The 23,525-nt window shown below is 61.6% G+C and carries 22 protein-coding genes; 6 read left to right on the top strand and 16 right to left on the bottom strand.

All coding sequences use genetic code 11. From position 1 onward, the window contains the following. Positions 1–291 precede the first annotated feature (291 nt). The 4 genes from V8359_RS03045 to V8359_RS03030 all read right to left on the bottom strand — a co-directional run bounded on the left by V8359_RS03045 (position 292) and on the right by V8359_RS03030 (position 3,070). On the bottom strand, positions 292–681 hold the full coding sequence (locus V8359_RS03045; protein WP_336427231.1) for a rhodanese-like domain-containing protein: 390 nt from the start codon (positions 679–681) through the stop codon (positions 292–294). Positions 682–791: 110 nt separating this feature from the next. Next, entirely contained in the window at positions 792–1,241 is a 450-nt protein-coding gene (locus tag V8359_RS03040; RefSeq protein ID WP_336427230.1) for a CoA-binding protein, read from the bottom strand. Between the two features lies 1 nt (position 1,242). Beyond that, positions 1,243–1,608 carry a 2Fe-2S iron-sulfur cluster-binding protein gene (locus V8359_RS03035; RefSeq protein ID WP_336427229.1) on the bottom strand — a complete coding sequence of 122 codons (366 nt, stop codon included), beginning with the start codon at positions 1,606–1,608 and terminating at the stop codon, positions 1,243–1,245. Between the two features lie 112 nt (positions 1,609–1,720). Continuing rightward, positions 1,721–3,070, bottom strand: a complete 1,350-nt coding sequence (locus V8359_RS03030; protein ID WP_336427228.1) for a selenium-binding family protein — start codon at positions 3,068–3,070, stop codon at positions 1,721–1,723. An 89-nt stretch (positions 3,071–3,159) separates the two neighbouring features. Between V8359_RS03030 and V8359_RS03025 the strand changes: the two genes are divergently transcribed. From V8359_RS03025 to V8359_RS03015, 3 genes are all read left to right on the top strand, one after another. Further along, complete coding sequence (locus V8359_RS03025; RefSeq protein ID WP_336427227.1) at positions 3,160–3,903, top strand: IclR family transcriptional regulator; 744 nt, start codon at positions 3,160–3,162, stop codon at positions 3,901–3,903. 248 nt (positions 3,904–4,151) lie between these two features. Then, on the top strand, positions 4,152–4,517 hold the full coding sequence (gene secG / locus V8359_RS03020; protein WP_336427226.1) for a preprotein translocase subunit SecG: 366 nt from the start codon (positions 4,152–4,154) through the stop codon (positions 4,515–4,517). A gap of 161 nt (positions 4,518–4,678) precedes the next feature. Then, entirely contained in the window at positions 4,679–6,322 is a 1,644-nt protein-coding gene (locus V8359_RS03015) for a CTP synthase (protein ID WP_336427225.1), read from the top strand. A gap of 96 nt (positions 6,323–6,418) precedes the next feature. On the opposite strand, the gene scpA is transcribed toward V8359_RS03015, so the two are convergent. After that, the gene (gene scpA / locus V8359_RS03010) at positions 6,419–8,548 is read right to left on the bottom strand and encodes a methylmalonyl-CoA mutase (RefSeq protein WP_336427224.1); all 2,130 of its coding nucleotides are present in this window, start codon (positions 8,546–8,548) and stop codon (positions 6,419–6,421) included. Further along, on the bottom strand, positions 8,520–9,569 hold the full coding sequence (locus tag V8359_RS03005) for a hypothetical protein (protein WP_336427223.1): 1,050 nt from the start codon (positions 9,567–9,569) through the stop codon (positions 8,520–8,522). The genes scpA and V8359_RS03005 overlap by 29 nt, the downstream gene beginning before the upstream one ends. Before the next feature lie 61 nt (positions 9,570–9,630). On the opposite strand from V8359_RS03005, the gene V8359_RS03000 reads away from it, so the two are divergent. Further along, positions 9,631–10,083, top strand: a complete 453-nt coding sequence (locus V8359_RS03000; protein ID WP_336427222.1) for a DUF4174 domain-containing protein — start codon at positions 9,631–9,633, stop codon at positions 10,081–10,083. Positions 10,084–10,236: 153 nt separating this feature from the next. On the opposite strand, the gene V8359_RS02995 is transcribed toward V8359_RS03000, so the two are convergent. From V8359_RS02995 to V8359_RS02970, 6 genes are all read right to left on the bottom strand, one after another. Beyond that, the gene (locus tag V8359_RS02995; protein WP_336427221.1) at positions 10,237–12,282 is read right to left on the bottom strand and encodes an acetyl/propionyl/methylcrotonyl-CoA carboxylase subunit alpha; all 2,046 of its coding nucleotides are present in this window, start codon (positions 12,280–12,282) and stop codon (positions 10,237–10,239) included. A gap of 131 nt (positions 12,283–12,413) precedes the next feature. Further along, positions 12,414–12,623 carry a hypothetical protein gene (locus tag V8359_RS02990; RefSeq protein WP_336427220.1) on the bottom strand — a complete coding sequence of 70 codons (210 nt, stop codon included), beginning with the start codon at positions 12,621–12,623 and terminating at the stop codon, positions 12,414–12,416. Positions 12,624–13,035: 412 nt separating this feature from the next. Continuing rightward, positions 13,036–13,380 (bottom strand): hypothetical protein, encoded by a 345-nt coding sequence (locus tag V8359_RS02985; protein ID WP_336427219.1) that lies wholly within the window; start codon positions 13,378–13,380, stop codon positions 13,036–13,038. A gap of 198 nt (positions 13,381–13,578) precedes the next feature. Next, positions 13,579–13,734: a hypothetical protein gene (locus V8359_RS02980; RefSeq protein WP_336427218.1), complete on the bottom strand. Its 156-nt coding sequence runs from the start codon at positions 13,732–13,734 to the stop codon at positions 13,579–13,581. 214 nt (positions 13,735–13,948) lie between these two features. After that, positions 13,949–14,335: a DUF6497 family protein gene (locus V8359_RS02975; protein WP_336427217.1), complete on the bottom strand. Its 387-nt coding sequence runs from the start codon at positions 14,333–14,335 to the stop codon at positions 13,949–13,951. Between the two features lie 103 nt (positions 14,336–14,438). Then, entirely contained in the window at positions 14,439–15,971 is a 1,533-nt protein-coding gene (locus V8359_RS02970) for an acyl-CoA carboxylase subunit beta (RefSeq protein WP_336427216.1), read from the bottom strand. Positions 15,972–16,153: 182 nt separating this feature from the next. Here V8359_RS02970 and V8359_RS02965 point away from each other — a divergent pair, with 182 nt between their 5' ends. Both V8359_RS02965 and V8359_RS02960 read left to right on the top strand, forming a co-directional pair. Further along, on the top strand, positions 16,154–17,353 hold the full coding sequence (locus tag V8359_RS02965) for a multidrug effflux MFS transporter (RefSeq protein WP_336427215.1): 1,200 nt from the start codon (positions 16,154–16,156) through the stop codon (positions 17,351–17,353). A 74-nt stretch (positions 17,354–17,427) separates the two neighbouring features. After that, positions 17,428–18,825: a helix-turn-helix domain-containing protein gene (locus V8359_RS02960; RefSeq protein ID WP_336427214.1), complete on the top strand. Its 1,398-nt coding sequence runs from the start codon at positions 17,428–17,430 to the stop codon at positions 18,823–18,825. A 6-nt stretch (positions 18,826–18,831) separates the two neighbouring features. Here the strand turns inward: V8359_RS02960 and V8359_RS02955 are convergent, their stop codons facing one another. The 4 genes from V8359_RS02955 to betI form a co-directional block, all read right to left on the bottom strand. Then, complete coding sequence (locus V8359_RS02955) at positions 18,832–19,350, bottom strand: superoxide dismutase family protein (RefSeq protein WP_336427213.1); 519 nt, start codon at positions 19,348–19,350, stop codon at positions 18,832–18,834. A gap of 65 nt (positions 19,351–19,415) precedes the next feature. Further along, entirely contained in the window at positions 19,416–21,074 is a 1,659-nt protein-coding gene (gene betA, locus V8359_RS02950) for a choline dehydrogenase (protein WP_336427212.1), read from the bottom strand. A gap of 72 nt (positions 21,075–21,146) precedes the next feature. Then, positions 21,147–22,655, bottom strand: a complete 1,509-nt coding sequence (gene betC / locus V8359_RS02945) for a choline-sulfatase (protein ID WP_336427211.1) — start codon at positions 22,653–22,655, stop codon at positions 21,147–21,149. Next, positions 22,652–23,254 (bottom strand): transcriptional regulator BetI, encoded by a 603-nt coding sequence (betI, locus tag V8359_RS02940; protein WP_336427210.1) that lies wholly within the window; start codon positions 23,252–23,254, stop codon positions 22,652–22,654. Before betI ends, betC begins: the two co-directional genes overlap by 4 nt. Positions 23,255–23,525: the final 271 nt, after the last annotated feature.

The raw sequence follows: 23,525 nt of genomic DNA, 5'->3' as shown, positions 1-23,525 counted from the left end.
CCATGCGAAGCACACCATAGTGTTTCGCGAAACATTATAGTGTGACGTCCTTGTTCAATGCAAAACCGATCTTTCCAATGCGCGAGGACGTCCTGTGTCGCCGGCACCAAACGGCCAAGAATTGATGACGGTGTCGTGTCCCGATACGTCAGACGCAACATACGGGGCGCACGATCACGACCCGTCGGGCTCTTCCGCGTGTGCAGGCGATGCAATTTTATATCCCCGCCGCGCTACACCGCCGGACGGTGTGACCGGGGTGGTCACACTCCGCGGCACGTCAACTCGCGTTCATTCGATCGCGCCGCCCGCCTTTGTCCACGCCGCGACGCCACCCTTCAGGTTCATCACAGGGCTTAGCCCCATGTCCATCGCCACCTGAGCGGCAAGGGCCGACCGTCCGCCTGATGCACAATAAAACACGTAGGTCTTGTCCTGATTGAACTCGGACTTGTGCGCCGGGCTTTCGGGGTCGATGTGAAACTCCATCATCCCCCGCGACGATGCGACGGCACCGGGAATGATCCCGGTTTTCGCCTGCTCATCCCCGTCGCGCAGATCGACGAACACATGGGTGTCGCTGTCCGCCAGCGGCAGCGCCTCCTCGACGCTTATCTCGGGCACCGACTCCCGTGCCGCCTTGACGATGTCCTTGGCGCTTTTCGTGATTGTCTGGGCCATGGTGGGCTCCTTTGTGCCGGCACTCAGGCCGATTTTCTCCAGCAGTACATTGATTGGCCAATCGAGCGCGACGGCCCCCGGACAGCAACAAGCGTGTGTTGGCTTCTCTGTCATATTTCCAAATGCAGTTTCGGTTTCCAGAAGGGCCGGAACAGCTCGATCTTGGGACACCGGTCCATGACAACCTTCATCCCCGCCGCCTCGGCGCGGCGGGCGGCCTCGTGATCGACCACGCCGATCTGCCCCCAAAGGACGCGTGCCCCGATGGCGATGGCCTCCTCGGTCACGCCCGCCAGATCCTCGGCGCGGCGAAACACCTGCACCATGTCGACGGGCCGGTCGATACTGTCGAGCGAGGGATAAACCTTGATGCCGCGGATTTCCTCAAGTCCGTGGCGCGGATTCACCGGGATCATGTCATAGCCCGTCTCATCCAAAACGCGCAGCACGCCGTAGCTGAACTTGGTCTTGTCGGGGCTCGCGCCCACCATGGCGATGGTCTTGACGGATTTCAGGATGTCCTGAAGGTAAGCGTCGGTATAGGGCTGGGTGTGGTCCATCTCAGGGCTCCTTGGGGGTGGCGATATCAGACTTAAGCTCATGCGCATCGAGCGGGTCTAGAAACGGGTTGCGGTAGAGCCGGTCGTGGCTCTCGACGCCGATTTCGAGCGTGATGTCGGTGACAGGGCGCGCCACGCAGAGGATGACATAGCCCGCCGCGATCTGACGGTTGTTGAGCGCGACCTGCCGCCGCTGATCGACCTCGCCGCTCTTCAGTTTGGCCGCGCAGGTGATGCAGCCGCCATATTTGCAGCCATAGGGCAGATCGACACCCTGCTCACGCAGGGTATCGAGCAGCGGGCGGCGCGCTTCGACCTCATAGGTGGTGCCGTCGCGATTGGCGATTGTGACGGTCCGCGTGGTCATGGAATGCCTCTGTCTTGTGCCCGGGTAAACCCCGGCCTACGGCCCGAAACCGGCGTAGGCCGGGGTTTACCCCGGCTATCCCGGGGGTCACCCCGGCTGTGTGCCCTGTGTCTCATAGCCAGATATCGCTCGTGCAGTCGCCGCCCGGATAGCGCGCCTCGTGGCAGCGGGAGGGACCATTCGGCTCCTGCCCGAAATCGACGATGAAATCGGGGTTGAGCGTCATACCGCCGTTTTCAGGATCGCAGTCGATCATCACCATCACTCCGCCCTTCTCGCGGATTTCTGGGTAGAACTGATTGTCCCATGTCGAGAACAGCGACGTGGTGACATAGAGCCGCCGGCCATCCAGTGAAAGCTGGAACATCTGTGGCCCGCCCGCCATCTCGACGCCGTTCACCACCGGCGCGCGGCCCAGAAGGCCCCCCATCCAGACCTGCCCGGTGAGCTTGGGGTTATGCGGGTCGGTGATGTCATACTGACGCATGTCGCCGTGCAGCCAGTTGTTGATGTAGAGAAAGCGGTCATCCATCGACACCAGCAGCGCCGACATCACTCCCGGCACCGGGATCGGCCATTCGGGATGCGGCTCGTTGGCCACGTCGATGATCTTTTCCCACTGCCATTTGCCCGCCTCGTCGCGCCACCAGTGGATGACGTTCGTGCTAAGCGCGGCGCAACAAAACCCGTGCGTGCTGTCCGGGTCATGATGAAACTTCACCTCAAGCGGGATCAGACCGTCCTCGCCCAGATACATGGTCTCAATGGGTTCGCGCTTTTCGAAATCCCAGAAATGCAACTCGCGACCATATTTGAGGTGCCCCACCTCTTCGAGATCAAAGCCGGGCATGAAGGTGTTGGGCGCGGCCCACTCCGAGGAGACCATCACGTTGTGACGCGGCTGATACCAGAAATCATAGCCGAATTTGATATCGCCCATGGAATTTTCCCAGCGGCCCACGATCTCGAACTCCTTGTTGAGATGCAGATAGCCGCCCGGCGCCTCGCCCTTGGCGTCGCCCAGAAACGAGATGATGATCTCGGACCCGAGGCAATGCACCGTGTGCGGCCCCGACAGATCGGCCTTGGCCTTGATCTCCGCCCCGTCGATCACCTTGTGCAAGCGCGGCGCGCGCGGGTCGGTGGCGGTATCGACGATATGGATGTTGTTCGAGCGCACGCCGGGCAGCAGCAGGTATTTGCGCGACATACCAGCATCGTCATGGCAGCTTGAGCAGGCGTTCCAGCCCATATGATGCAACTCATCCCCGATACCCGGCATCTCCAGCCGGTGGATCACCTCACTGTAGGTCGGGCTTTCCGGGTCTACGTCCACGGTGGTGAGGTAATCCGGCTTCTGGATGCCGGTGCCGGTATAGATCGCGATCGTGTAAAGCAGTTTCTCGCGCGGGGCCTTTATCGCCTCCGCGGGGCTGGCATAGCCCGGTCCACAACATTCCATAAGTGTCTTCCCCCCGTTCGACTCATCGTCATTGACATTTCGTAGCAAGTTTTAATATCTGAGACAAATGTTCATTTATTGAGACACCCATGAATCTCGATCGACTGACAAGCCTTCTGGAAACCATCGCCGTCGTCGGACGGGCGGTATCTACCCCCGAAATCCAGCAAGCGACCGGCCTCCCCCGCCCGACATGCTACCGCCTCCTGCAATCACTGGCCGAGCATCGCCTTCTGGACGAGCCGGAACCGGGGCGTTTTCTGATCGGTGAACGTCTGGTGCGCCTTGCCTTGCTGGGTCAGACCGATATCGATGCCAGTCAGGCCGCCGCCCCAACCCTTCGCCAGGCCGCCGATGAATTCGGTGAGGCGGTGTTCCTGTCGCGCTATCGAAACAAGGGGGTGGAGATTATCCATGTCGAGACGCCTCAGGACGCCACGCGCTCCTTCGTCCATCCCGGCCTTGGGTTTCGCCCGATGCATGCTTGCTCCTGCTCCAAGGTGATCGCGGCCTTTGCCGAAAATGGGTTCCGTGAGGAAATCCTGAACGGGCCCATGCGTTGCTACACACCACAAACCAAGAGCGACCCCGAAACGCTCCGCAAGGAGTTTTCCGAAATCCGAATGTCCGGCTACGCGGAATGCGTCGAAGAGATCGAAGTCGGTGTGTCCTCGGTTGCCGCGCCCATCCGCATCGGTAATATCGGTGCCACATACAGTATCGGCGCAACCGGCCCCGTCCGCCGCTTCACCGCGCGGCGGCGCACCGAGATTGGTCGCGAACTGGGTCAGTTCGCCGACAAGGCCGCGCTGGCTCTGCAAGTTCGGGGATAATTTGAGAGTCGGATGAGGTGACGCCGGCTGCGCCTTACCGCTCGGCGCGTGGTAAAAACCGCAACTTTTCCACAATTCACGCCCCTACACTTCGGTGCTCCAAGGCGCCCAAAGCGCGCCGCACGCGCCACTCAGGGCCCGGTCATCGTGGATTGGTAAATATGCCGGCGACAAGGTCCAAGTCGCGGGTTGCGGTGCGCGCGCGAAAGGCATAGATAGCGCGCTAACTCCGAATGCCGAGGCCATCCATGGAAAACGTCGTCCTTACCATCCATCTGCTGCTGACTCTTTCGCTCATCGGCGTGGTGTTGCTTCAACGCTCCGAAGGTGGCGGCCTCGGCATGGGCGGAGGCGGTGGCGGTGGTGCGGTCGCAGGTCGCTCGGCTGGCACGGCTCTGGGCAAGCTGACGTGGATCCTCGGCATCGGCCTCTTTGCCACCTCCATGGCGCTCACGATCATCGCCGCCGAGAAATCCGCCGGAAGCTCCGTGCTCGACCGGATCAACGACGCACCTGCCCGTGAAGAACCTGCCGAGACGGGGCTCGACGGGCTCGACACCCTCTTGCCACCCGCAGAAGGTGACGATGCGCCGCTGGTGCCAAGCGCCGATTGATCCACAAACCGTTGAGACCTTCGCGCATGGCATGACAGCATGTTGCGGTCGCCTTGCGCGGGTCCCACAAGTCATGTAAGAGTTGAGTCCCGTGGTGCTGCGGTTCTCAAGGACCGAATCGTGCCATTGAAGGCCAGAAACCACGGGGGGCATGCCTGCGCATGGCAAGATACATCTTCATCACCGGCGGCGTCGTTTCGTCCCTTGGCAAGGGGCTGGCATCTGCCGCACTCGGCGCGCTTCTTCAGGCGCGCGGCTTCTCGGTCCGACTGCGCAAGCTCGACCCCTATCTGAACGTCGATCCCGGCACCATGTCGCCGTTTGAACACGGTGAAGTTTTCGTCACCGATGACGGGGCAGAAACCGATCTCGACCTTGGCCATTACGAACGCTTCACCGGCGTCCCCGCCAGCATGACCGACTCGGTCAGTTCCGGTCGCATCTATTCTGACGTGCTCGAAAAGGAACGTCGCGGCGATTACCTCGGCAAAACCATTCAGGTCGTTCCCCACGTTACCAACCAGATCAAGGAATTCATCCATATCGGCGAAGATGACGTCGATTTCATGCTGTGCGAGATTGGTGGCACCGTCGGCGACATCGAGGGCCTCCCCTTTTTCGAAGCCATCCGCCAGTTCAGCCATGACAAGCCCCGCGGTCAGTGCATCTTCATGCACCTGACCCTCCTGCCCTATCTCGCCGCGTCAGGCGAACTCAAGACCAAGCCGACCCAGCACTCGGTCAAGGAACTGCAATCCATCGGCATCGCACCCGATATCCTTGTTTGTCGCTCCGAACAGCCGATCCCGGAAAAGGAGCGTGAGAAGATCGCGCTTTTCTGCAATGTCCGCAAAGAATCCGTCGTGGCGGCTTACGATCTGAATTCGATCTACGAGGCCCCCCTCGCCTATCACCGCGAAGGGCTCGATCAGGCGGTGCTCGACGCGTTTCAGATTTCGCCAGCGCCCAAGCCGGACCTGTCGATCTGGACCGACGTTTCCGACCGCATCCACAAAACCGACGGCGAGGTGAAAGTCGCCATCGTCGGCAAGTACATTCAGCTCGAAGATGCCTATAAGTCGATCAAAGAGGCGCTGACCCATGGCGGCATGGCCAATCGGGTCAAGGTCAAGGTCGAATGGGTCGATGCCGAAATTTTCGACCGTGAGGACCCCGCGCCTCACCTCGAAGGGTTCCATGCGATCATCGTGCCCGGCGGGTTCGGCGAACGCGGCACCGAAGGCAAGATCAAGGCGGCCGAGTTTGCCCGCACCCGCAAGATCCCCTATCTCGGCATCTGCCTTGGTATGCAGATGGCGGTGATCGAGGCGGCGCGCAACGTGGCCGGCATCGCCACCGCCGGCTCAGAAGAATTTGACCACGAGGCAGGAAAACGCCGGTTCGAACCGGTGGTCTACCACCTCAAGGAATGGATTCAGGGCAACGAGAAGGTCAAACGCAAGGTCAGCGACGACAAGGGTGGCACCATGCGGCTCGGGGCCTACGACGCCACGCTCAAGGATGACAGCCGGGTCGCCGAAATCTATGGCACGACCCAGATCGACGAACGCCACCGCCACCGATACGAGGTGGACATCGCTTACCGCAAACAGCTTGAAGAGTGCGGCCTGACCTTCTCCGGCATGTCCCCCGACGGCCGCCTCCCCGAGATCGTGGAATGGTCCGACCACCCGTGGTTCATCGGCGTGCAGTTCCACCCCGAACTGAAGTCGAAACCCTTCGCACCCCACCCCCTCTTCGCCGATTTCATCCGCGCCGCGGTCGAGAATTCGCGATTGGTGTAAGGCACTGGCGCACGCATCCCGCCGTGCGGTGTGCCGAGCGCGGCCAAAGCGCCGCGCGTCTGGCCGTCGAAGGCGGTCCCTGCGACGGCCCTATTCTTATCCCCGCGCTTCGCGGATAAGCTTCAGGATATCCTGAGCGGCCTGCGGGATGTTGGTCCCCGGACCAAAAATCGCCTTTACACCGGCCTTGTTCAGGAACTCGTAATCCTGCTGGGGAATGACCCCGCCACAGATCACGATGATGTCGCCCGCGTCCTTCTCGCGTAGCGCATCGATCAGCTTTGGCGCCAATGTCTTGTGGCCCGCCGCCTGGCTCGAGATGCCGATCACGTGAACATCGTTGTCGATGGCGTCCTGCGCGGCCTCGTCCGGGGTCTGAAAAAGCGGACCCACATCCACGTCGAACCCGATATCGGCAAAGGCGGTGGCGATCACCTTGGCACCCCGGTCATGGCCGTCCTGCCCCATCTTGACCACGAGCATACGCGGACGGCGGCCTTCATACTCGGCGAAATCCTCCACCGATTTCTGAATGGCGGCAAACCCTTCGTCGCCCTCATAGGCGGCACCATAGACGCCCGCGAGCGTCTTGACCTCGGCCCGATGCCGGCCGAATTCCTCTTCCATCGCCATGCTGATCTCTCCCACCGTTGCACGGGCCCGCGCCGCCTCGATCGCCGCCTCCAAAAGGTTGCCACCTTCCTTCGTGCGCCGGGTCAGTTCGCTGAGCGCGGCATCACAGGCCGCCTGATCGCGGCTGTCACGAATGCGCTTGAGCGCCGCCACCTGGCCGTCACGCACCTTCACATTGTCCACATCCAGAATGTCGATCGGGTCTTCCTTGTCCTTGCGGTATTTGTTGACCCCCACGATCACTTCGTCGCCCCGGTCGATCATCGCCTGCCGGGTGGCTGCGGATTCCTCGATCCTGAGCTTGGGCATGCCGCTGGCCACGGCCTTGGTCATGCCGCCCATCTCGTCCACTTCCTCGATGATCTTCCACGCCGCCTCGGCCAATTCGGCGGTGAGACTTTCGACATAGTAAGAGCCTGCAAGCGGATCGACCACGTTTGTGACGCCTGTTTCCTCCTGAAGAACCAATTGGGTGTTACGTGCGATCCGGGCGCTGAAATCGGTAGGAAGCGCGATCGCCTCGTCGAGCGCATTGGTATGCAGGCTCTGCGTGCCCCCCAACACCGCACTCATCGCCTCATAGGCGGTGCGGATCACGTTGTTGTAGGGGTCTTGCTCCTGCAACGACACCCCCGAGGTCTGGCAATGGGTCCGCAGCATTTTGGACCGATCACTGGTCGCGCCGAACTCCTCCATGATCCGGTGCCACAAAAGCCGCGCGGCACGCAGCTTGGCCGCCTCCATGAAGAAATTCATCCCGATCGCAAAGAAGAAGGACAGCCGCCCGGCGAATTTGTCCACATCCATTCCCGCCTCGATCGCGGCCTTCACGTATTCCTTGCCATCCGCAAGCGTAAAAGCCAGCTCCTGAACAAGGTCGGCGCCCGCCTCCTGCATGTGATAGCCGGAAATCGAGATCGAGTTGAATCGCGGCATATGCTCCGACGTATACCCGATGATATCCGACACGATCCGCATTGAGGGCTCGGGCGGATAGATATAGGTGTTGCGGACCATGAATTCCTTGAGGATGTCGTTCTGGATGGTGCCCGACAGGACCGATTTGTCGTGCCCCTGCTCCTCACCGGCGACGATAAAGCTCGCCAGAACGGGAATGACCGCGCCGTTCATCGTCATCGACACGCTCACCTGGTCAAGCGGGATACCGTCGAACAGGATCTTCATGTCCTCGACGCTATCGATGGCGACGCCCGCCTTGCCGACATCGCCCTCGACCCGCGGATGATCGCTGTCATAGCCCCGATGGGTGGCCAGATCGAAGGCCACCGAGACACCCTGCTGACCAGCGGCAAGGTTGCGGCGGTAAAACGCGTTCGATTCCTCGGCTGTGGAAAAGCCCGCATATTGCCGGATCGTCCACGGGCGGCCTGCGTACATCGTGGCCTTCACGCCGCGCGTGAACGGTGCCTGTCCGGGGATCGAGCCCAGGTGCTTCAGCCCCTCAAGGTCCTCATCTGTATAAAGCGGCTTGACGGCGATCCCCTCAAGCGTGTGCCAGGTCAGGTCCTCGAGCGGGCGACCGCGCAGTTCCTTTTCGGCGATGCTACGCCATGTGTCGTCTTTGCGTCCCATGAACTTGTCCTCTTTCTGGTGCGCCGTGAACGGGATTTATTCCCGCTTTCTCCGGCACGGTTTCCTCACAAAATCGGGCCAGCCCGTCCGCGCCCGCGCGCAGCCAGAGCAGGTCATCCTGATACCCTTCGGCCATCGCCGCGCGCGTCTCATCCGTCAGGAAGTCGAGTGCGTCACGCCCCAGGCTCTGCGCATTTCCCAATGCGCCGCATGCGTCCATCTGCGACCGAAGCTCGGACATCGTCGGGCGCGCATTGCGCACCATATGCGCGTGGTGAACCGGCACCTCTCCATCACCCAGAAGCGCCGCAAGCCGCGTTCCGGCGTGACCTCCGCTGCTCTCATGCGCGAGCGCCACAATCTCGACGCCGGGCATCGCACAGGCGATATCGGTGATCACGTCGCGCCATGATCTGCGCATCGCGGCAATGCGCGCGACGCGTCCGGCATCGGGCACCTGCCCCGCCCGCATCAGGCAATAGGCAAAGGCCGACTCCCAATACTCCTGCGGCGTCCGCAGGCTGATCGTCACACGCCGGACACGGGTTCCGAACGCCGCGTGATAGCGCGCCATCCGTTCGCCGACGGCAGAATAGAGACAGCCATCGCGCATGTTATGGCGCATGCTGCCCATCATGTTCTCATCGCTGATCACAAGCCGGTCAAACCCACGATCCTCAAGCTTGGCGAGCTTGAGCGCGATCCGTCCCTGCGCGCGTGCCATCTGTTGGGCCATGCTGCGTCGCGATGGCACCGGCATGAGCCCGTGCAGCAACCCATTGCGAAGTCGCACCGGACCCCAGAACGCCACACCGCGTGCCCGCAACTCGACCTTGTTGGCCCGCATGTAATGCTGAAACGAGGTCGAGGCGGCACGATGCGCACCGATATGCAGAAAGATGTCCATGTCGGCCCCCGGATTGCACATCACGCCACCGCAGAACGGTCGCGTGGTAAATTCCTCACGATCCTGCCAAAAAGGCTTTGCGATATGGTGAATGCGGCCGTTTTGGCTCGGCACACGGGAATTCCCTGTCGCAATCGGGCGCACGACGCTTATATGTCTTATGACAGGAGGACACATGATCCGGGGATTATTGTTCATATTCGGCATCTTGGTCGCGTTTCCGTTAGGTGCGACCGACGGCACCGAGCCGCTCACCGACGAGGTAATCATCGGTGAGATGGACACCGATTTGAGTGAATTTTTATGGAAAAAACGGTTGCTCGTCGTCTTCGCCGACAGCGAGGCGGATCCGCGCTTTATCCAGCAGATGGACAAGGTGAAAGATCGGCTGGATGATCTTGCCGAACGCGATGTGGTGGTGCTGACCGATACCAACCCTGGCTCTGACAGCCAGCTGCGCGAAAAATTCCACCCGCGCGGCTTCATGATCGTGCTGGTTGCCAAGGACGGCTCGATTATCCTGCGCCGCCCCGCGCCCCGCGACGTGCGCGAACTCTCCCGCTCGATCGACAAACTGCCGCTGCGCCAACAGGAAATGCGCGATCGTCGCGGCGCCGGGGTCGAATAACCCCGTCCGCCCGCGCTCGTCCCATCCACATCCACATCCACACTCAGACCAGCACGCGCGCGATCAAGGGCCCGCGCGCACAGGCCCGGACTGCCACCTTTGCGACGCCCATCCCGAACACAGTTTATGATCCAGCACGCGACGGTCACGGCGTCATTCGAACTCCATGATCACTTCGTCAACGGCCAGACTGTCCCCCGGCCCTGCGTTGATCTTGGAAACGACAGCCCTCTTTTCGGCGCGCAAGATGTTCTCCATCTTCATCGCCTCGACCGTGCACAGCGCCTGACCTTCCTGAACCTCGGCCCCCACCTCGACATTGATGTTCACCACAAGACCCGGCATCGGACACAGCAAAAGCTTCGAGGTGTCCGGCGCCTGCTTTTCGGGCATGAGTGCGGCAAGCTCGGCTTGGCGCGGCGTGCGCACATGAACCTTCAGATCGGCACCCCGGTTGCGAATGCGAAACCCGCCCGAGACCTTGCCTACCTTGAGAACAAGGGGAGCGCCATCGACATCGAGCCGCGCAAGGCTGTCACCAGGGGTCCATGCGCTTGTCAGCCGATGCTGGCCGCCATCCGCGAACGTCACCGTAGATCCGTCACGGTCCGCCGCGATGCGCACCTCGAACGATCTGTTCTGAAGCGTCACGACCCAAGTATCACCGACATGGCGTTCGTGATTGTCCATCCGGCCCGAAACGCGGGTGCGCCGGATTTCCGCGACCCGATGCATCGCCGCACACGATGCCGCGATGCGCCGAAGCGTATCCTCGTCAAGCTCGACACCGTCAAACCCCTCGGGATATTCCTCGGCGATGAAGGCGGTCGTCATCTCGCCCGCGACGAACTTGGGGTGATCCATCACCGCGCTCAAGAACGGCAGGTTATGTCCGATCCCCTCGATCTCGAAACTGTCAAGCGCCACGCGCATCGCCTCGATTGCGGTCTCGCGGTTCGCGCCCCATGTGCAAAGCTTGGCGATCATCGGGTCATAATACATGCTAATCTCACCGCCGTCGTAAACGCCGGTATCGTTGCGCACCGCCGTGTCGCCTTCGCGTGCCTCGTCCTGCCACTTGCCGTTTTCGGCCAGCGGACCTGCGGCCACTTCCTCGGGGGGACGATACGAGGTAAGCCGCCCGATCGACGGCAGGAACCCGCGATAGGGGTCCTCGGCATAAAGCCGGCTTTCAATGGCCCAGCCGCTCAGGCTCACTTCGTCCTGCGTCATGGAAAGCGTCTCACCTGCCGCGACGCGGATCATCTGCTCCACGAGGTCCACCCCGGTGATCAGCTCGGTCACCGGATGCTCCACCTGAAGCCGCGTGTTCATCTCCAGAAAGTAGAAGTTCTTCTCCCCATCCACGATGAACTCGACCGTGCCGGCGCTCGCATAATCCACGGCTTGCGCGAGTGCCACGGCTTGTTCGCCCATCGCGCGCCGTGTCTCTTCGTCCAGAAACGGGCTGGGCGCTTCCTCGATCACCTTCTGGTTACGCCGCTGAATGCTGCATTCCCGCTCACCAAGATAGACACCGTTGCCGTGGCTGTCGCAGAGAACCTGAATTTCGATATGGCGCGGCTGTGTCACGAATTTCTCGATGAAAAGCCGGTCGTCGCCAAAGCTCGAAGCCGCCTCGTTCTTGGACGATTGGAACCCCTCGCGCGCCTCCTCGTCGCTCCAGGCAATGCGCATGCCCTTGCCGCCGCCGCCAGCACTGGCCTTGATCATAACAGGATAACCGATCTCGTTGGAAATCTTCACCGCGTCGTCGGCATCCTCGATCAGGCCCATGACGCCGGGCACCGTGCTCACACCTGCCTCCTGCGCGATTTTCTTACTGGTGATCTTGTCACCCATCGCCTCGATCGCCCCCTTGGGCGGTCCGACAAAGGCCACACCCTCAGCCTCAAGCGCCTCGGCGAATTTCGCGTTCTCCGATAGAAAACCATAGCCCGGATGCACCGCTTCGGCACCGGTGGCGCGAATGGCATCCATCACCTTGTCGATAACGATATAAGACTGGTTCGCGGGCGCGGGCCCGATATGCACCGCCTCGTCCGCCATTTTCACATGCAGCGCATTGCGGTCCGCGTCCGAATAGATCGCAACCGTGGCGATCCCCATCTTGCGCGCTGTCTTGATCACGCGACAAGCGATCTCACCACGGTTGGCGATCAGGATTTTCTTGAACATCTCATATCCCCTTGGTCATCTTGGCAGGGCTCTTTATCCCTGCGTCTGGCATGAAAAAGACCACCGGCGGTGTCACCGCCGATGGCCTTGTAAATCGTTCACATGCACGCCGCCCGGGCGTGCCTGTCAGCTTAGTTGCATTTGCCGGGATTGGCTTGGCAATAGATGGTGTTTCCCGCTGCACCCACGGCCGCACCGGTAAGGATATTGCCATCGAACACCGCCGCCGTGCCGGCCCCCGCAGCACCTCCGATAACAGCCTGCTCGCCCACCGTGTCGCCACAGGCAGAAAGCGCCAGAACCACCCATACGGGTGCTGCAAATTTGAAACTACGTCGCATGATGTCTCACCTCTCTCCGGAAAACTCTTATTCTTTCCGATATGAATGACATCAACGCGCCGCGCTGAAAACTGTTCCCGCCATGTCAGGTGACAATCGGCGGATCCCCACTCATCTCCGCAAGGCTCTGATTTATAAACAAAAAAGAGCGGCAGGCACGATATGGCCTGCCGCCCATCAGGGGAAGGGTAACGGTTCAGACGAATTGTCTCGGACCCTTGGGGAAGGTCCGCCACTACACTTTGAATGGTGCGCCCCGGCACGCCCTGTGCCAAGCGCCGCCACCCCACCGTGCAACTTTCGGCTGAGTTTCGCGCAAATCTGCGGCCCGTGGGCGGGTTGTAGCCGAACACACCGGGCCCCGCCCCGCCATCGGCAAGACGCCGCGCAGAATTCTGTCCGGACCCACCGGTCATTCCATGGCCTCCGGAAAAGACCGCGCCATCGCCTCGGGGTCGATGATCAGCCGCGCTTCGTAATCCTCGGGATCGAACGGGTCGTCATAAGGCAGCACCTCACGCCCGAAAAGCCAGCTCAGCCGCCCGGCATCAAGGTTACCCCGCTCGAACGGCTCATCACCGAACTGGTCCCAAAGGGCTGCGGCAAAGACCGCGTCGGCGCGCCGGTCCACAGGCTTGCGGTCGCGAAACCGCTCGCGCCTGACGACGGGGGTCGCGCCCTTCGGGTTGGCGCGCCGCAGGGTAAACTGAAGGTCCGAACCCGGAAGCCGCCCGGGAAATCCGCGATGCTTCATCATGCCCGCATCTCCCGCCCTGCTGACACGAAAAACGGGACGGACCACAAGGTCCGCCCCGCCAAACTTGGAGCGTTTAGTGCATGCTCAAAGCATTTCGCCTTGACCCTCAGGCACTCACTTACGGTGAAACGCGCGCAACGCTCAATCTGCGCCGCGCGCTTCCCGAAAAGCTGAGAGTCAGGTGTTTCGCGAAACGCTTCAGTATTTGCCGCCGTATTTGCCGGTCGACACGGGCTCGACCGAAATCGGCTCGGGCTCCACGACCACGTATTCCTCTTCCTCGGCTTGCTGGGCGCAGGCTGCGACCATGGCCACAAAGCCGAGCGCCAGAAGGCTCTTGATACTGTTCGACATGTTAGTCTCCTGTCCTTTTCAATAGGTAAAACCGGGGCAAAAACCCCCACCTGCCCCGCGTTCGGGGAATGGGCCGCTTGGATGCAACCGGTCAGGAGAATAGCCGAATTCGGCCTTGATAGATACGCGCCGGAAGTTATCCACACCCCCTGTGACTCAGAAGCCTCAAAAGGCTCAACGCCTGAGCTTCGATGCGCAAGATATTGTGTCACCGTCAAAATTCCTCCCAGATGCAGGCACCATTTTCAACACGATATGCCTCGAAAACCTGCACGATCGCGGGGTTTTGCACACCGAACTCACCCGGGGCCGACGCAAGCGATATCACGACTTGGTTCGGGGTCGGTCCCATATTGGGCAGACGCGGAACCGCATAGGTCGTGCACAGATATTCAAGATCGCCCATCACCGCCTCGAACCGTTCCTCCGACATTTCGAACCCCTCCTGCACAAACCGGAACCTGTAAGTCAGCCCGTTGCCCGGCACATTGCTCAGCACCTCCTGAAGCCAAGCCTCCCCGCCCGAAGGCAGCGGAAGGGCCTCTTGCGCCCAAGACGCCCCGGCCAACAGGATCAGACCCAGCGCACCAGCCCGTTGCATCGTTTCAACCCCGGCCCTTTCTTCTTGCCGAAAATATCCTGGGGGGAAGGCGGCCATGCCGCCGGGGGGGCAACGCCCCCAAAACCACTCCCCCATCCCTACATTACAGCGGGATATTGTCGTGCTTCTTCCACGGATTGCTCAGCGCCTTGTTGCGCAGCGAGGCAAAGGCCCGGCTCACCCGTGCGCGCGTGCCATGCGGTTGGATCACCTCGTCGATAAAACCGCGCTCCGCGGCCACGAAGGGATTCGCGAAACGATCCTCGTAATCCTTGGTATGCGCCGCCAGTTTCTCGGGCTCATCCGCATCCTTGCGGTGAATGATCTCACTGGCCCCCTTGGCGCCCATCACAGCGATCTCGGCGGTGGGCCAGGCATAGTTGAAATCACCGCGCAGATGCTTTGACGCCATCACGTCATAGGCGCCGCCATAGGCCTTGCGGGTGATCACCGTCACCTTGGGCACCGTCGCCTCGCCATAGGCAAAGAGAAGCTTGGCCCCATGCTTGATCACTCCGCCGAATTCCTGGCTCGTGCCAGGAAGAAAGCCGGGTACATCCACCAGCGTCAGGATCGGAATTTCGAACGCGTCACAGAAGCGCACGAAACGCGCGGCCTTGCGGCTGCTGTCAATATCCAGGCACCCGGCCAGAACCATCGGCTGATTGGCGACAACCCCCACCGTGCGCCCCTCGAGACGGATAAAGCCGGTGATGATGTTTTTGGCGAAATCCTCCTGGATCTCATAGAAATCCCCCTCATCCGCGAGCTTGTGGATCAGCTCTTTCATGTCGTAGGGCATGTTGGGATTATCGGGGATCAGCGTATCAAGGCTCATCTCCACCCGCCCCGGCGTGTCAAAGAAGGGCCGAACCGGGGGTTTCTCACGATTGTTGAGCGGCAGGAAATCCACAAGCCGCCGCACCTCGGCCAGGGCCTCCACGTCGTTTTCGAAGGCCGCATCGGCAACGCTCGACTTTCTGGTATGCGTGGACGCGCCCCCCAGCTCTTCGGCGGTGACCTGTTCGTTGGTGACGGTCTTGACCACATCGGGGCCAGTCACGAACATATAGGACGTGTCCTTCACCATGAAGATGAAGTCGGTCATCGCCGGGCTATAGACCGCCCCACCCGCGCAGGGGCCCATGATCACGCTGATCTGCGGGATGACACCGCTCGCCATGATATTGCGCTGAAACACCTCCGCATACCCGGCAAGGCTCGCAACGCCTTCCTGAATACGTGCGCCGCCACTATCGTTGATGCCGATGACCGGCGCGCCGTTCTGCATGGCCATATCCATGATCTTGCAGATTTTCTCGGCATGCGTTTCACTGAGCGATCCGCCGAAAACCGTAAAATCCTGGCTGAATACGTAAACCATGCGGCCGTTGATCGTGCCCCAACCGGTGATCACACCATCGCCATAGGGACGGGTTTTTTCCATGCCGAAATCGGTGCAGCGGTGCGCCTTGAACATGTCGAATTCTTCAAAGCTGTCCTCATCGAGCAGCAAATCGATCCGTTCCCGCGCCGTGAGCTTGCCGCGCTTGTGCTGCGCGTCGATCCGCCCCTGCCCGCCGCCCAGCCGCGCTTCTGCGCGCCGCGCTTCGAGCTGTTCCAGAATATCCTTCATGTGGCCTCCCGCGTGTGTTTACCGGCCCTTATACGCATGTGCCCGGGGTCCAAAAAGGAAAATCCAGCTAATTTGCAAACTTCTGCGAAGGATGTTCGGCTAACCCGCAAACTTGCTAATCCATCGGCCGCCACATGGACTCTTACCCGGCGCCTGCCTACCCCTGCGGGATGTTACATCCGATGCAGCCCCGTTTCGGCAAACGAACATCACCGCCCCACCTCATCACGCTGATCCTGCTTGCGGGCGTTTCGGCGCTGTCGATGAATATCTTTCTGCCCAGCCTGCCGGGCATGGCGTTGTATTTCGACACCGAATACCGCGTGATTCAGCTTTCGATCGCGGTTTATCTCGGGGTGAACGCGGGGCTGCAACTGTTTCTCGGGCCGCTTTCCGACCGGCTTGGCCGCCGCCCGGTGGTGCTTGGCGGGATGGCTATCTTCGTCTTGGCGACACTGGGCTGCATCTTCTCGGTGCATATCGCGATGTTTCTCGCCTTTCGGATGCTTCAGGCCACGGCGGTCGTCGCCATGGTGCTCAGCCGGGCCATCGTGCGCGACATGGTCGAACAGGATCGCGCGGCCTCGATGATCGGCTATGTCACCATGGGAATGTCGGTGGTTCCCATGATCGGCCCCGCCATCGGCGGCGCTCTCGATGAAGTATTCGGCTGGCAGGCGGGCTTCTGGATCGTCTTCGGGCTTGGCCTCGGTATCCTTGTGCTCTCGTGGTTCGACCTCGGCGAAACCGCCCCCCTCAACGGCCAGAGCTTCCGCGAACAGGCCCGTCAATACCCCGAACTTCTGACCTCTCCGCGGTTCTGGGGATATTCGCTGGCGGCGGCCTTCGCCTCGGGCTCGTTCTTCGCTTACCTCGGTGGCGCCCCTTTCGTGGGCGCTCAGGTCTTCGGCCTCGATCCCGCGTGGCTCGGTCTCTACTTCGGGGCACCCGCCATCGGGTATTTCCTCGGCAATTACCTTTCCGCCCGGCTCTCGGTGCGCGCCGGGGTCAACCGGATGGTCTACTGGGGCACGCTGGTGAACGCCGGCGGCATCTCAGTCAATCTTCTGCTTTTCTATCTGGGCCTTGCCACGCCCGAAACCTTCTTCGGCTTCATGTCCTTCGTCGGGCTGGGCAACGGTATGACCAACCCCAATGCGGCGGCGGGCGCGTTGTCGGTGCGCCCCAATCTCGCCGGCGCGGCAAGCGGGCTCTCCGGCGCGCTGCTCATCGGTGGCGGGGCCGCGCTCTCGGCGCTTTCCGGCGCGATGCTCTCACCCCAAAGCGGCGCCTTCCCGCTGCTTTGGATCATGCTGATGACCGCCCTTGCGGCCATCGCTTCGATTCAGGTCGTCCTGTGGCGCGAGGCGCGGCTGAGGTGATGGCGGGGGCTTGCGCGGGCAGGTTTGCAAATCTAATCTGGGTTCACCGCTAATCTGCAAAACCGGACCCGACCATGCCAACCCAGAAACTCTATGCCGGGGCCAAGCTGCGCGAAACCCGTCAACGCCTGTCACTCACCCAGAAGGATTTCGCCGCCCGGCTTGGCGTCTCGCTCCCCTATCTGAACCAGATGGAAAACAACAACCGCCCGGTCAGCACCACGGTCGTGCTGGCATTGGCACAGGAGTTTGGGTTCGATGTCACAGAGCTGAGTTCCGGCGACGCCGAGCGCATGGTCTCGGACATGCGCGAGGCGCTGGCCGATCCTGTTTTCTCCGACACGCCGCCGCTGGCCGATCTGCGTCTGACCGCGGCCAACGCTCCGGCCCTTGCGCGCGCTTTTCTCGAACTCCACGGCGCCTACCGGCAAACCCACGAACGCCTCGCCTCCCTCGACGAAGCGTTGGGCCGCGACGACGCCCAGACTCAGCAAAGCCCATGGAACGAGGTGCGCGACTTCTTTCACTACTGCAACAACTATGTTGATGCGGTGGATCGGGCCGCCGAACGGTTCGGCACGCCCGACCGCCCCGGCACCACCGTGGCCGAAAAGGCCCGCGCCGCGCTGCGCGACCTTGGCATTTCCATCGTCACCCATGATAGCGACACCTTGCGCCGACTGGACCGGGATACCGGCCTTTTGCATCTGTCGTCACGCGCGGCGCCCGAAACCCGCACCTTTCAGATGCTGTTGCAACTTGCCCTGCTGACACAGGACAAGCTTTTCGAGGCGACGCTCGATTTCGCGCGGTTTCAATCGAACGAGGCCCGTGCCATCGCCAAGATCGGACTGGCCAATTATTATGCCGGCGCGGCCATGATGCCCTATGGCGCATTTCTTTCGGCCGCCCGAGAGGTGCGCCACGATCTCGAAATCCTGTCCAGCCGCTTCGGCGCGTCCATCGAACAGGTTGCGCACCGCCTCTCGACACTCCAACGCGCCGGGGCCAAGGGGATACCGTTCTTCTTCGTGCGCGTCGATCAGGCGGGAACCATCACCAAGCGGCACTCCGCGACCTATCTGCAATTCGCCCGATATGGCGGGGCCTGCCCCCTCTGGAACGTGCACCGCGCCTTCGAGACACCGGGCCGCTTCCTGCGGCAACTGGCGGAAACCCCCGACGGCGTGCGCTATATCAGCCTCGCGCGGGACGTGTCGAAACCGGGCGGCGCCTTCGGCGCGCCCGTGCGCCGCTTCGCCATCGCCCTCGGCTGCGAGGTCAAGCACGCCGAGGCGCTGGCATATGCCGACGGGCTCGATGTCACCCATGGCGACGCGTTCGAGCCCATCGGTATTTCGTGCCGCATCTGCGAACGCACGAACTGTCATCAGCGGTCGATACCTCCGCTTGAACGCAGGTTGACCATTCGCTCGGACGAACGCGGAGTTCTGCCCTATAGCGTCGGCTAAGGCGCTTTAATCGGCCTTGGAAAAGGCACCACAGGCAATCCGGCTGCCCGCATCACCGGCAGGTTGCGACATGTAATCATCCGCGCCCGCGTGCATGATGAAGGCCGCGCCGTCCTCATCCATGATCATCTCGTCGATATCGAGCAGATCAAGAAACACCTCGGCCTTGAGGATACCATCCTCGCCCACGGTCATGTTGGGCATATCGCCAGGATGCGGGCCCCCTTCGGTCAGCACGCCATGTTTCGCATCGCCCGCGATGTGCCCGCCTGCCGACGTGAAATCTTCTGCGCTACAATCGCCGGTCTCGTGCAGGTGAACGGCATGCACGCCCTCGGGCACACCAGTCAGATTGATCTGCACCAGCGTCCGGCCCGATGCCGTCGCGTTCAACGTGACGCTCCCGGCCAGCGCACCTTCGGTGCCGGTGATCAGGGCCGAGGCCTTGGGTGTCATATGGTTGTCCGCCTGCACTGCGCCCGTCGCAAGGCTCATCGCGGCGGCAAGGGTAAGTGATCTCAACATCTCAGGTTCCTCCATTCTGGTTGCACAAGGGAAACCACCCCGTGCCGCCCGAGGTTCCAGACCGTCTATCTCTGCGCGACACGCCAGTCGGGGTGCATCCACGGCTCCGCGTTCTCGGGGGCCAGCGGCGCACGGCCAAGGATGTGATCGCTCGCCTTCTCGCCCACCATGATCGACGGCGCATTCAGATTGCCGTTGGTGATCCGCGGAAAGACGCTGCTATCGGCCAGCCTCAGACCGTCGACACCGATCACCCGCGCCTCGGGGTCCACAACTGCCATCGGGTCATCCGCCCGCCCCATCTTGCAGGTGCCGCAGGGGTGATAGGCGCTCTCGACATGTTCGCGGATGAACCCGTTCAACTCGTCATCAGATTGCACCGACTCGCCGGGCTGTATCTCGTGGCGGACAAAGGGCTTGAACGCCTCCTGGGCGAAAAGCTCGCGGGTCAGGCGAATGCATCTGCGGAAATCGGCCCAGTCGCTTTCATCGCTCATGTAATTGAACAGGATGCGGGGCGCGTCCTCGGGGCGGTCGCTGCGTAGCGTCACCTCGCCCCGCGACACACTGCGCATCGGGCCGGTATGGGCCTGAAACCCATGCCCCTCGGCAGCCGCCTTGCCGTCATAGCGCACCGCGATAGGTAGGAAATGGTATTGAATATCAGGGTATTCCACACCCGCCGCCGACCGGATAAAGGCGGCGCTCTCAAACTGGTTCGACGCCCCCGGCCCCGTCCGCGTTAAAAGCCAGCGCGCGCCCACATACGCCTTGCCCAGCAAGTTCCAATAGGAATAAAGGCTTATCGGCTGGCTCGCCGCCATCTGGATATAAAGCTCAAGGTGATCCTGAAGGTTCTGACCAACCCCGGGCCGATCCGCGATCACATCGATCCCGTGTTCGGCCAGATGCGCCGCCGGCCCGATCCCCGACAACATCAGCAACTTGGGAGAGTTGATCGACGACGCGGCTATGATTACTTCTTCGCGGGCCTCGATCACCTCGGTCTGTCCGGCGCGCGTCACCTCGACGCCGCGTGCGCGCCCGTCGCGGATCACGACCCGCCGCGCCAGCGCGTTCACGACCTCGCAAAACCCCGTTGCGCGGGCGGGCTTGAGATAGGCATTCGCCGCCGACCAGCGCCGCCCCTTCCACACCGTCATGTCGAAGGGGCCGAACCCTTCCTGCTGTTTTCCGTTGTAGTCGTCGGTGACCGGGTATCCCGCCTGCTGGCCCGCCTCGACAAAGGCTTGGGTCAGCGGGTTGTCCCTTCGACCGCGCGTCACATGAAGCGGCCCGTCCGACCCGCGCCAGTCAGGGTCGCCGCCATGTCCGCTGTCATGCCAATGCTCCAACCGTTTGAAATAGGGAAGCACGTCGGCATATCCCCAGCCCGCCGCGCCTTCATCGCGCCAATGGTCGAAATCCTTCGCATGGCCACGCACATAGCACATGCCGTTGATGCTCGATGAGCCGCCGATCACCTTGCCGCGCGGACAGGCAAGGCGCCGCCCGCCCAAATGCGGCTCGGGGTCGGTGGCATATCCCCAGTCATAGCGCGACATGTTCATCGGATAGCTGAGCGCCCCGGGCATCTGGATAAACGGCCCCGCATCCGTGCCGCCATGCTCGATGACGATCACCCGCTTGCCCGCCTCGCTAAGCCTCAGCGCCATGGCACAGCCCGCACTTCCTGCACCGATGATCACATAATCCGCTTGCATGTCTGATTTCTCCGGGTCCGGGTCGCGCCTCTGGTCTGGCGCAGGGTCATTGATGTCGCGCGCGGGACAGGGTTACTCGCCCCGCGGGAACCTTTGGTTCTCTTCCACCTCGTTGAGGTCCATGTGGTTGCGCATGTAGCGCTCGCTGGCCTTCTGAAGCGGCTGGTAATCCCACGGGTAATACCCCCCCTGCCTCAGCGCCTCGTAAACCACCAGACGCCGTGCCTGACTCTCGCGCACCTCCGCATCGAATTGCTCAAGATCCCAGCGCGCCGCCGCCTCAAGCCGGAATGCCTCCATCACCTCGCGGCAATCGGCATCGTCTGACAAATCGGTCAACTCGTGCGGATCGGCCTCAAGATCGAAAAGTTGCTCGGGATCAAGCGCGCAATTGGTGTATTTCCACCGCCCCTCCCGCAGACAGACAAGCGGCGCATAAGAGGCTTCGGCGGCGTATTCCATGGCAACCGGGCTCTTGCGCGTGCTCCCCTGTCCCAGCGGCACAAGGCTTTCGCCCGCAACCCACGGCATCACCTCCGAGATGTCCACCCCCGCCAGATCGCACAGCGTCGGGCACACGTCGATCGCGCTGACCGGCTCGGTTACGCATCCCGGCTCCATCCCCGGCGCCGACACCATAAGCGGCACCCGCGATGATCCTTCATAGAAGGACATCTTGAACCATAGCCCCCGCTCACCCAGCATATCGCCATGGTCCGACACGAACAGGATCACGGCCTCCTGCCGCGTGGCCTCCAGCGCATGCAGAATTTCGCCCACCTTGTCGTCCAGATACGAGATATTGGCGAAATAGGCGCGGCGCGACCGGCGGATATCTTCTTCGGTGATGTCGAAGGACCGCCAGTCATTCGCATCGAAAATGCGCTTGGAATGCGGGTCGTGATCTTCGTAATCCATCGCCGGCACGGGCGGCAGAAGATGCTCGCAATCCTCGTAGAGGTCCCAATATTTCCGCCGCGCCACATAAGGATCGTGCGGATGGGTGAAACTCGCTGTGAGGCACCATGGCCGGTCATCATGACCACGGGCAAGATCATAGACCTTGCGGGTGGCATTATAGGCCACCTCGTCATCATATTCCATCTGGTTGGAGATCTCGGCCACGCCACTGCCCGTGACCGAGCCCATGTTGTGATACCACCAGTCGATCCGCTCACCCGGCTTGCGATAATCCGGCGTCCAGCCAAAATCGGCCGGGTAGATATCGGTGGTCAGGCGCTCCTCGAAGCCGTGAAGCTGATCGGGGCCGACAAAATGCATCTTGCCCGACAGGCAGGTCTGATAGCCCGCGCGGCGCAGATGGTGCGCATAGGTTGGAATATCGGCCGAGAACTCGGCGGCGTTGTCATAAACCCGGCTGCGCGATGGCAATAGGCCCGACATGAAGGATGCCCGCCCCGGCGCGCACAGGGGGCTCGCGGTATACGCATTGGCGAATCGGGTCGAGCGTGCGGCCAATTTCTTGAGGTTGGGCGCATGAAGCCAATCGGCAGGCCCGTCCGGGAACAATGTCCCGTTAAGCTGGTCCACCATCAGGATCAGGATATTGGGTGTGCTCATGAGTTTGTCCTTTCGTCATGTCGGGGGGCCAGCGCATCCTCGAGATAGTTCAGTATCACGTCGATGGCCGCGTCGGCCTCGATCGGGTCGGGCCTGAGGGCCTGCCGCAGGTAAAGCCCGTCGATCATCGCCGCCAGCCCCCGGGTAAGGATGCGCGCCCGCGGTTCGGGCACGATCTGGCGCACGGCGTGATGCAGGTTGGACCGCAGCCGCCTTTGATAGATGTGCAAAAGGCGCGCGGCCTCTTCGGATTTCAGCGCCTGAACATAAAAATTGAGCCACGCCGCCACGGTTTCATTGCGAAACTGCGTGCTGCTGAAGTTGGCGCGTATGATCGCCTCGATCCGCATGCGCGGATCGCGCGCCATCGACAGCGCGCCACGCACCTCCGCGGCATAAAGCCCGAGGATATGGCGCATCGCGGCGGTGAATATCTGCTCCTTGCCGCCAAAGTAATGATGGGCCAGCGCGCTCGACATGCCCGCGCGTTTGGCAATCTGGCTCACCGTCACGTCAAGCGTGCCGCGCGCGCCCACCTCGTGGATTGTCGCTTCGACCAGCGCGGCGCGCCGTATGGGCTCCATGCCGACCTTGGGCATCCTGTTCTCCATGAAAAGGCTTGTCCATTGTGAGTATTTCCGTTTAATTGACTCGTCAATCAATAAAGAGGGGAAAAGATGTCAATCACCGCCCGGCGCCATAAACCCGAAACCCGGTTGCAGGAGCGGAAGCTGTCACCGTATTGTCTGACAATAAGAGTATGAAGCGCATGGTATTGCGCTCATCCCGAGGATGCGCGGCCACGAGACATAAGACCGCGCGACCGGCACAGCCCGGACCCCTCCGCACTCTAGACCAAACGACCTAAAC

This window comes from Roseovarius sp. E0-M6, assembly GCF_037083845.1.
Classification (GTDB): Bacteria; Pseudomonadota; Alphaproteobacteria; order Rhodobacterales; family Rhodobacteraceae; genus Roseovarius.
Note: the sequence above shows the minus strand (reverse complement) of the source record. Positions and strands in the feature narration are given on the sequence as shown.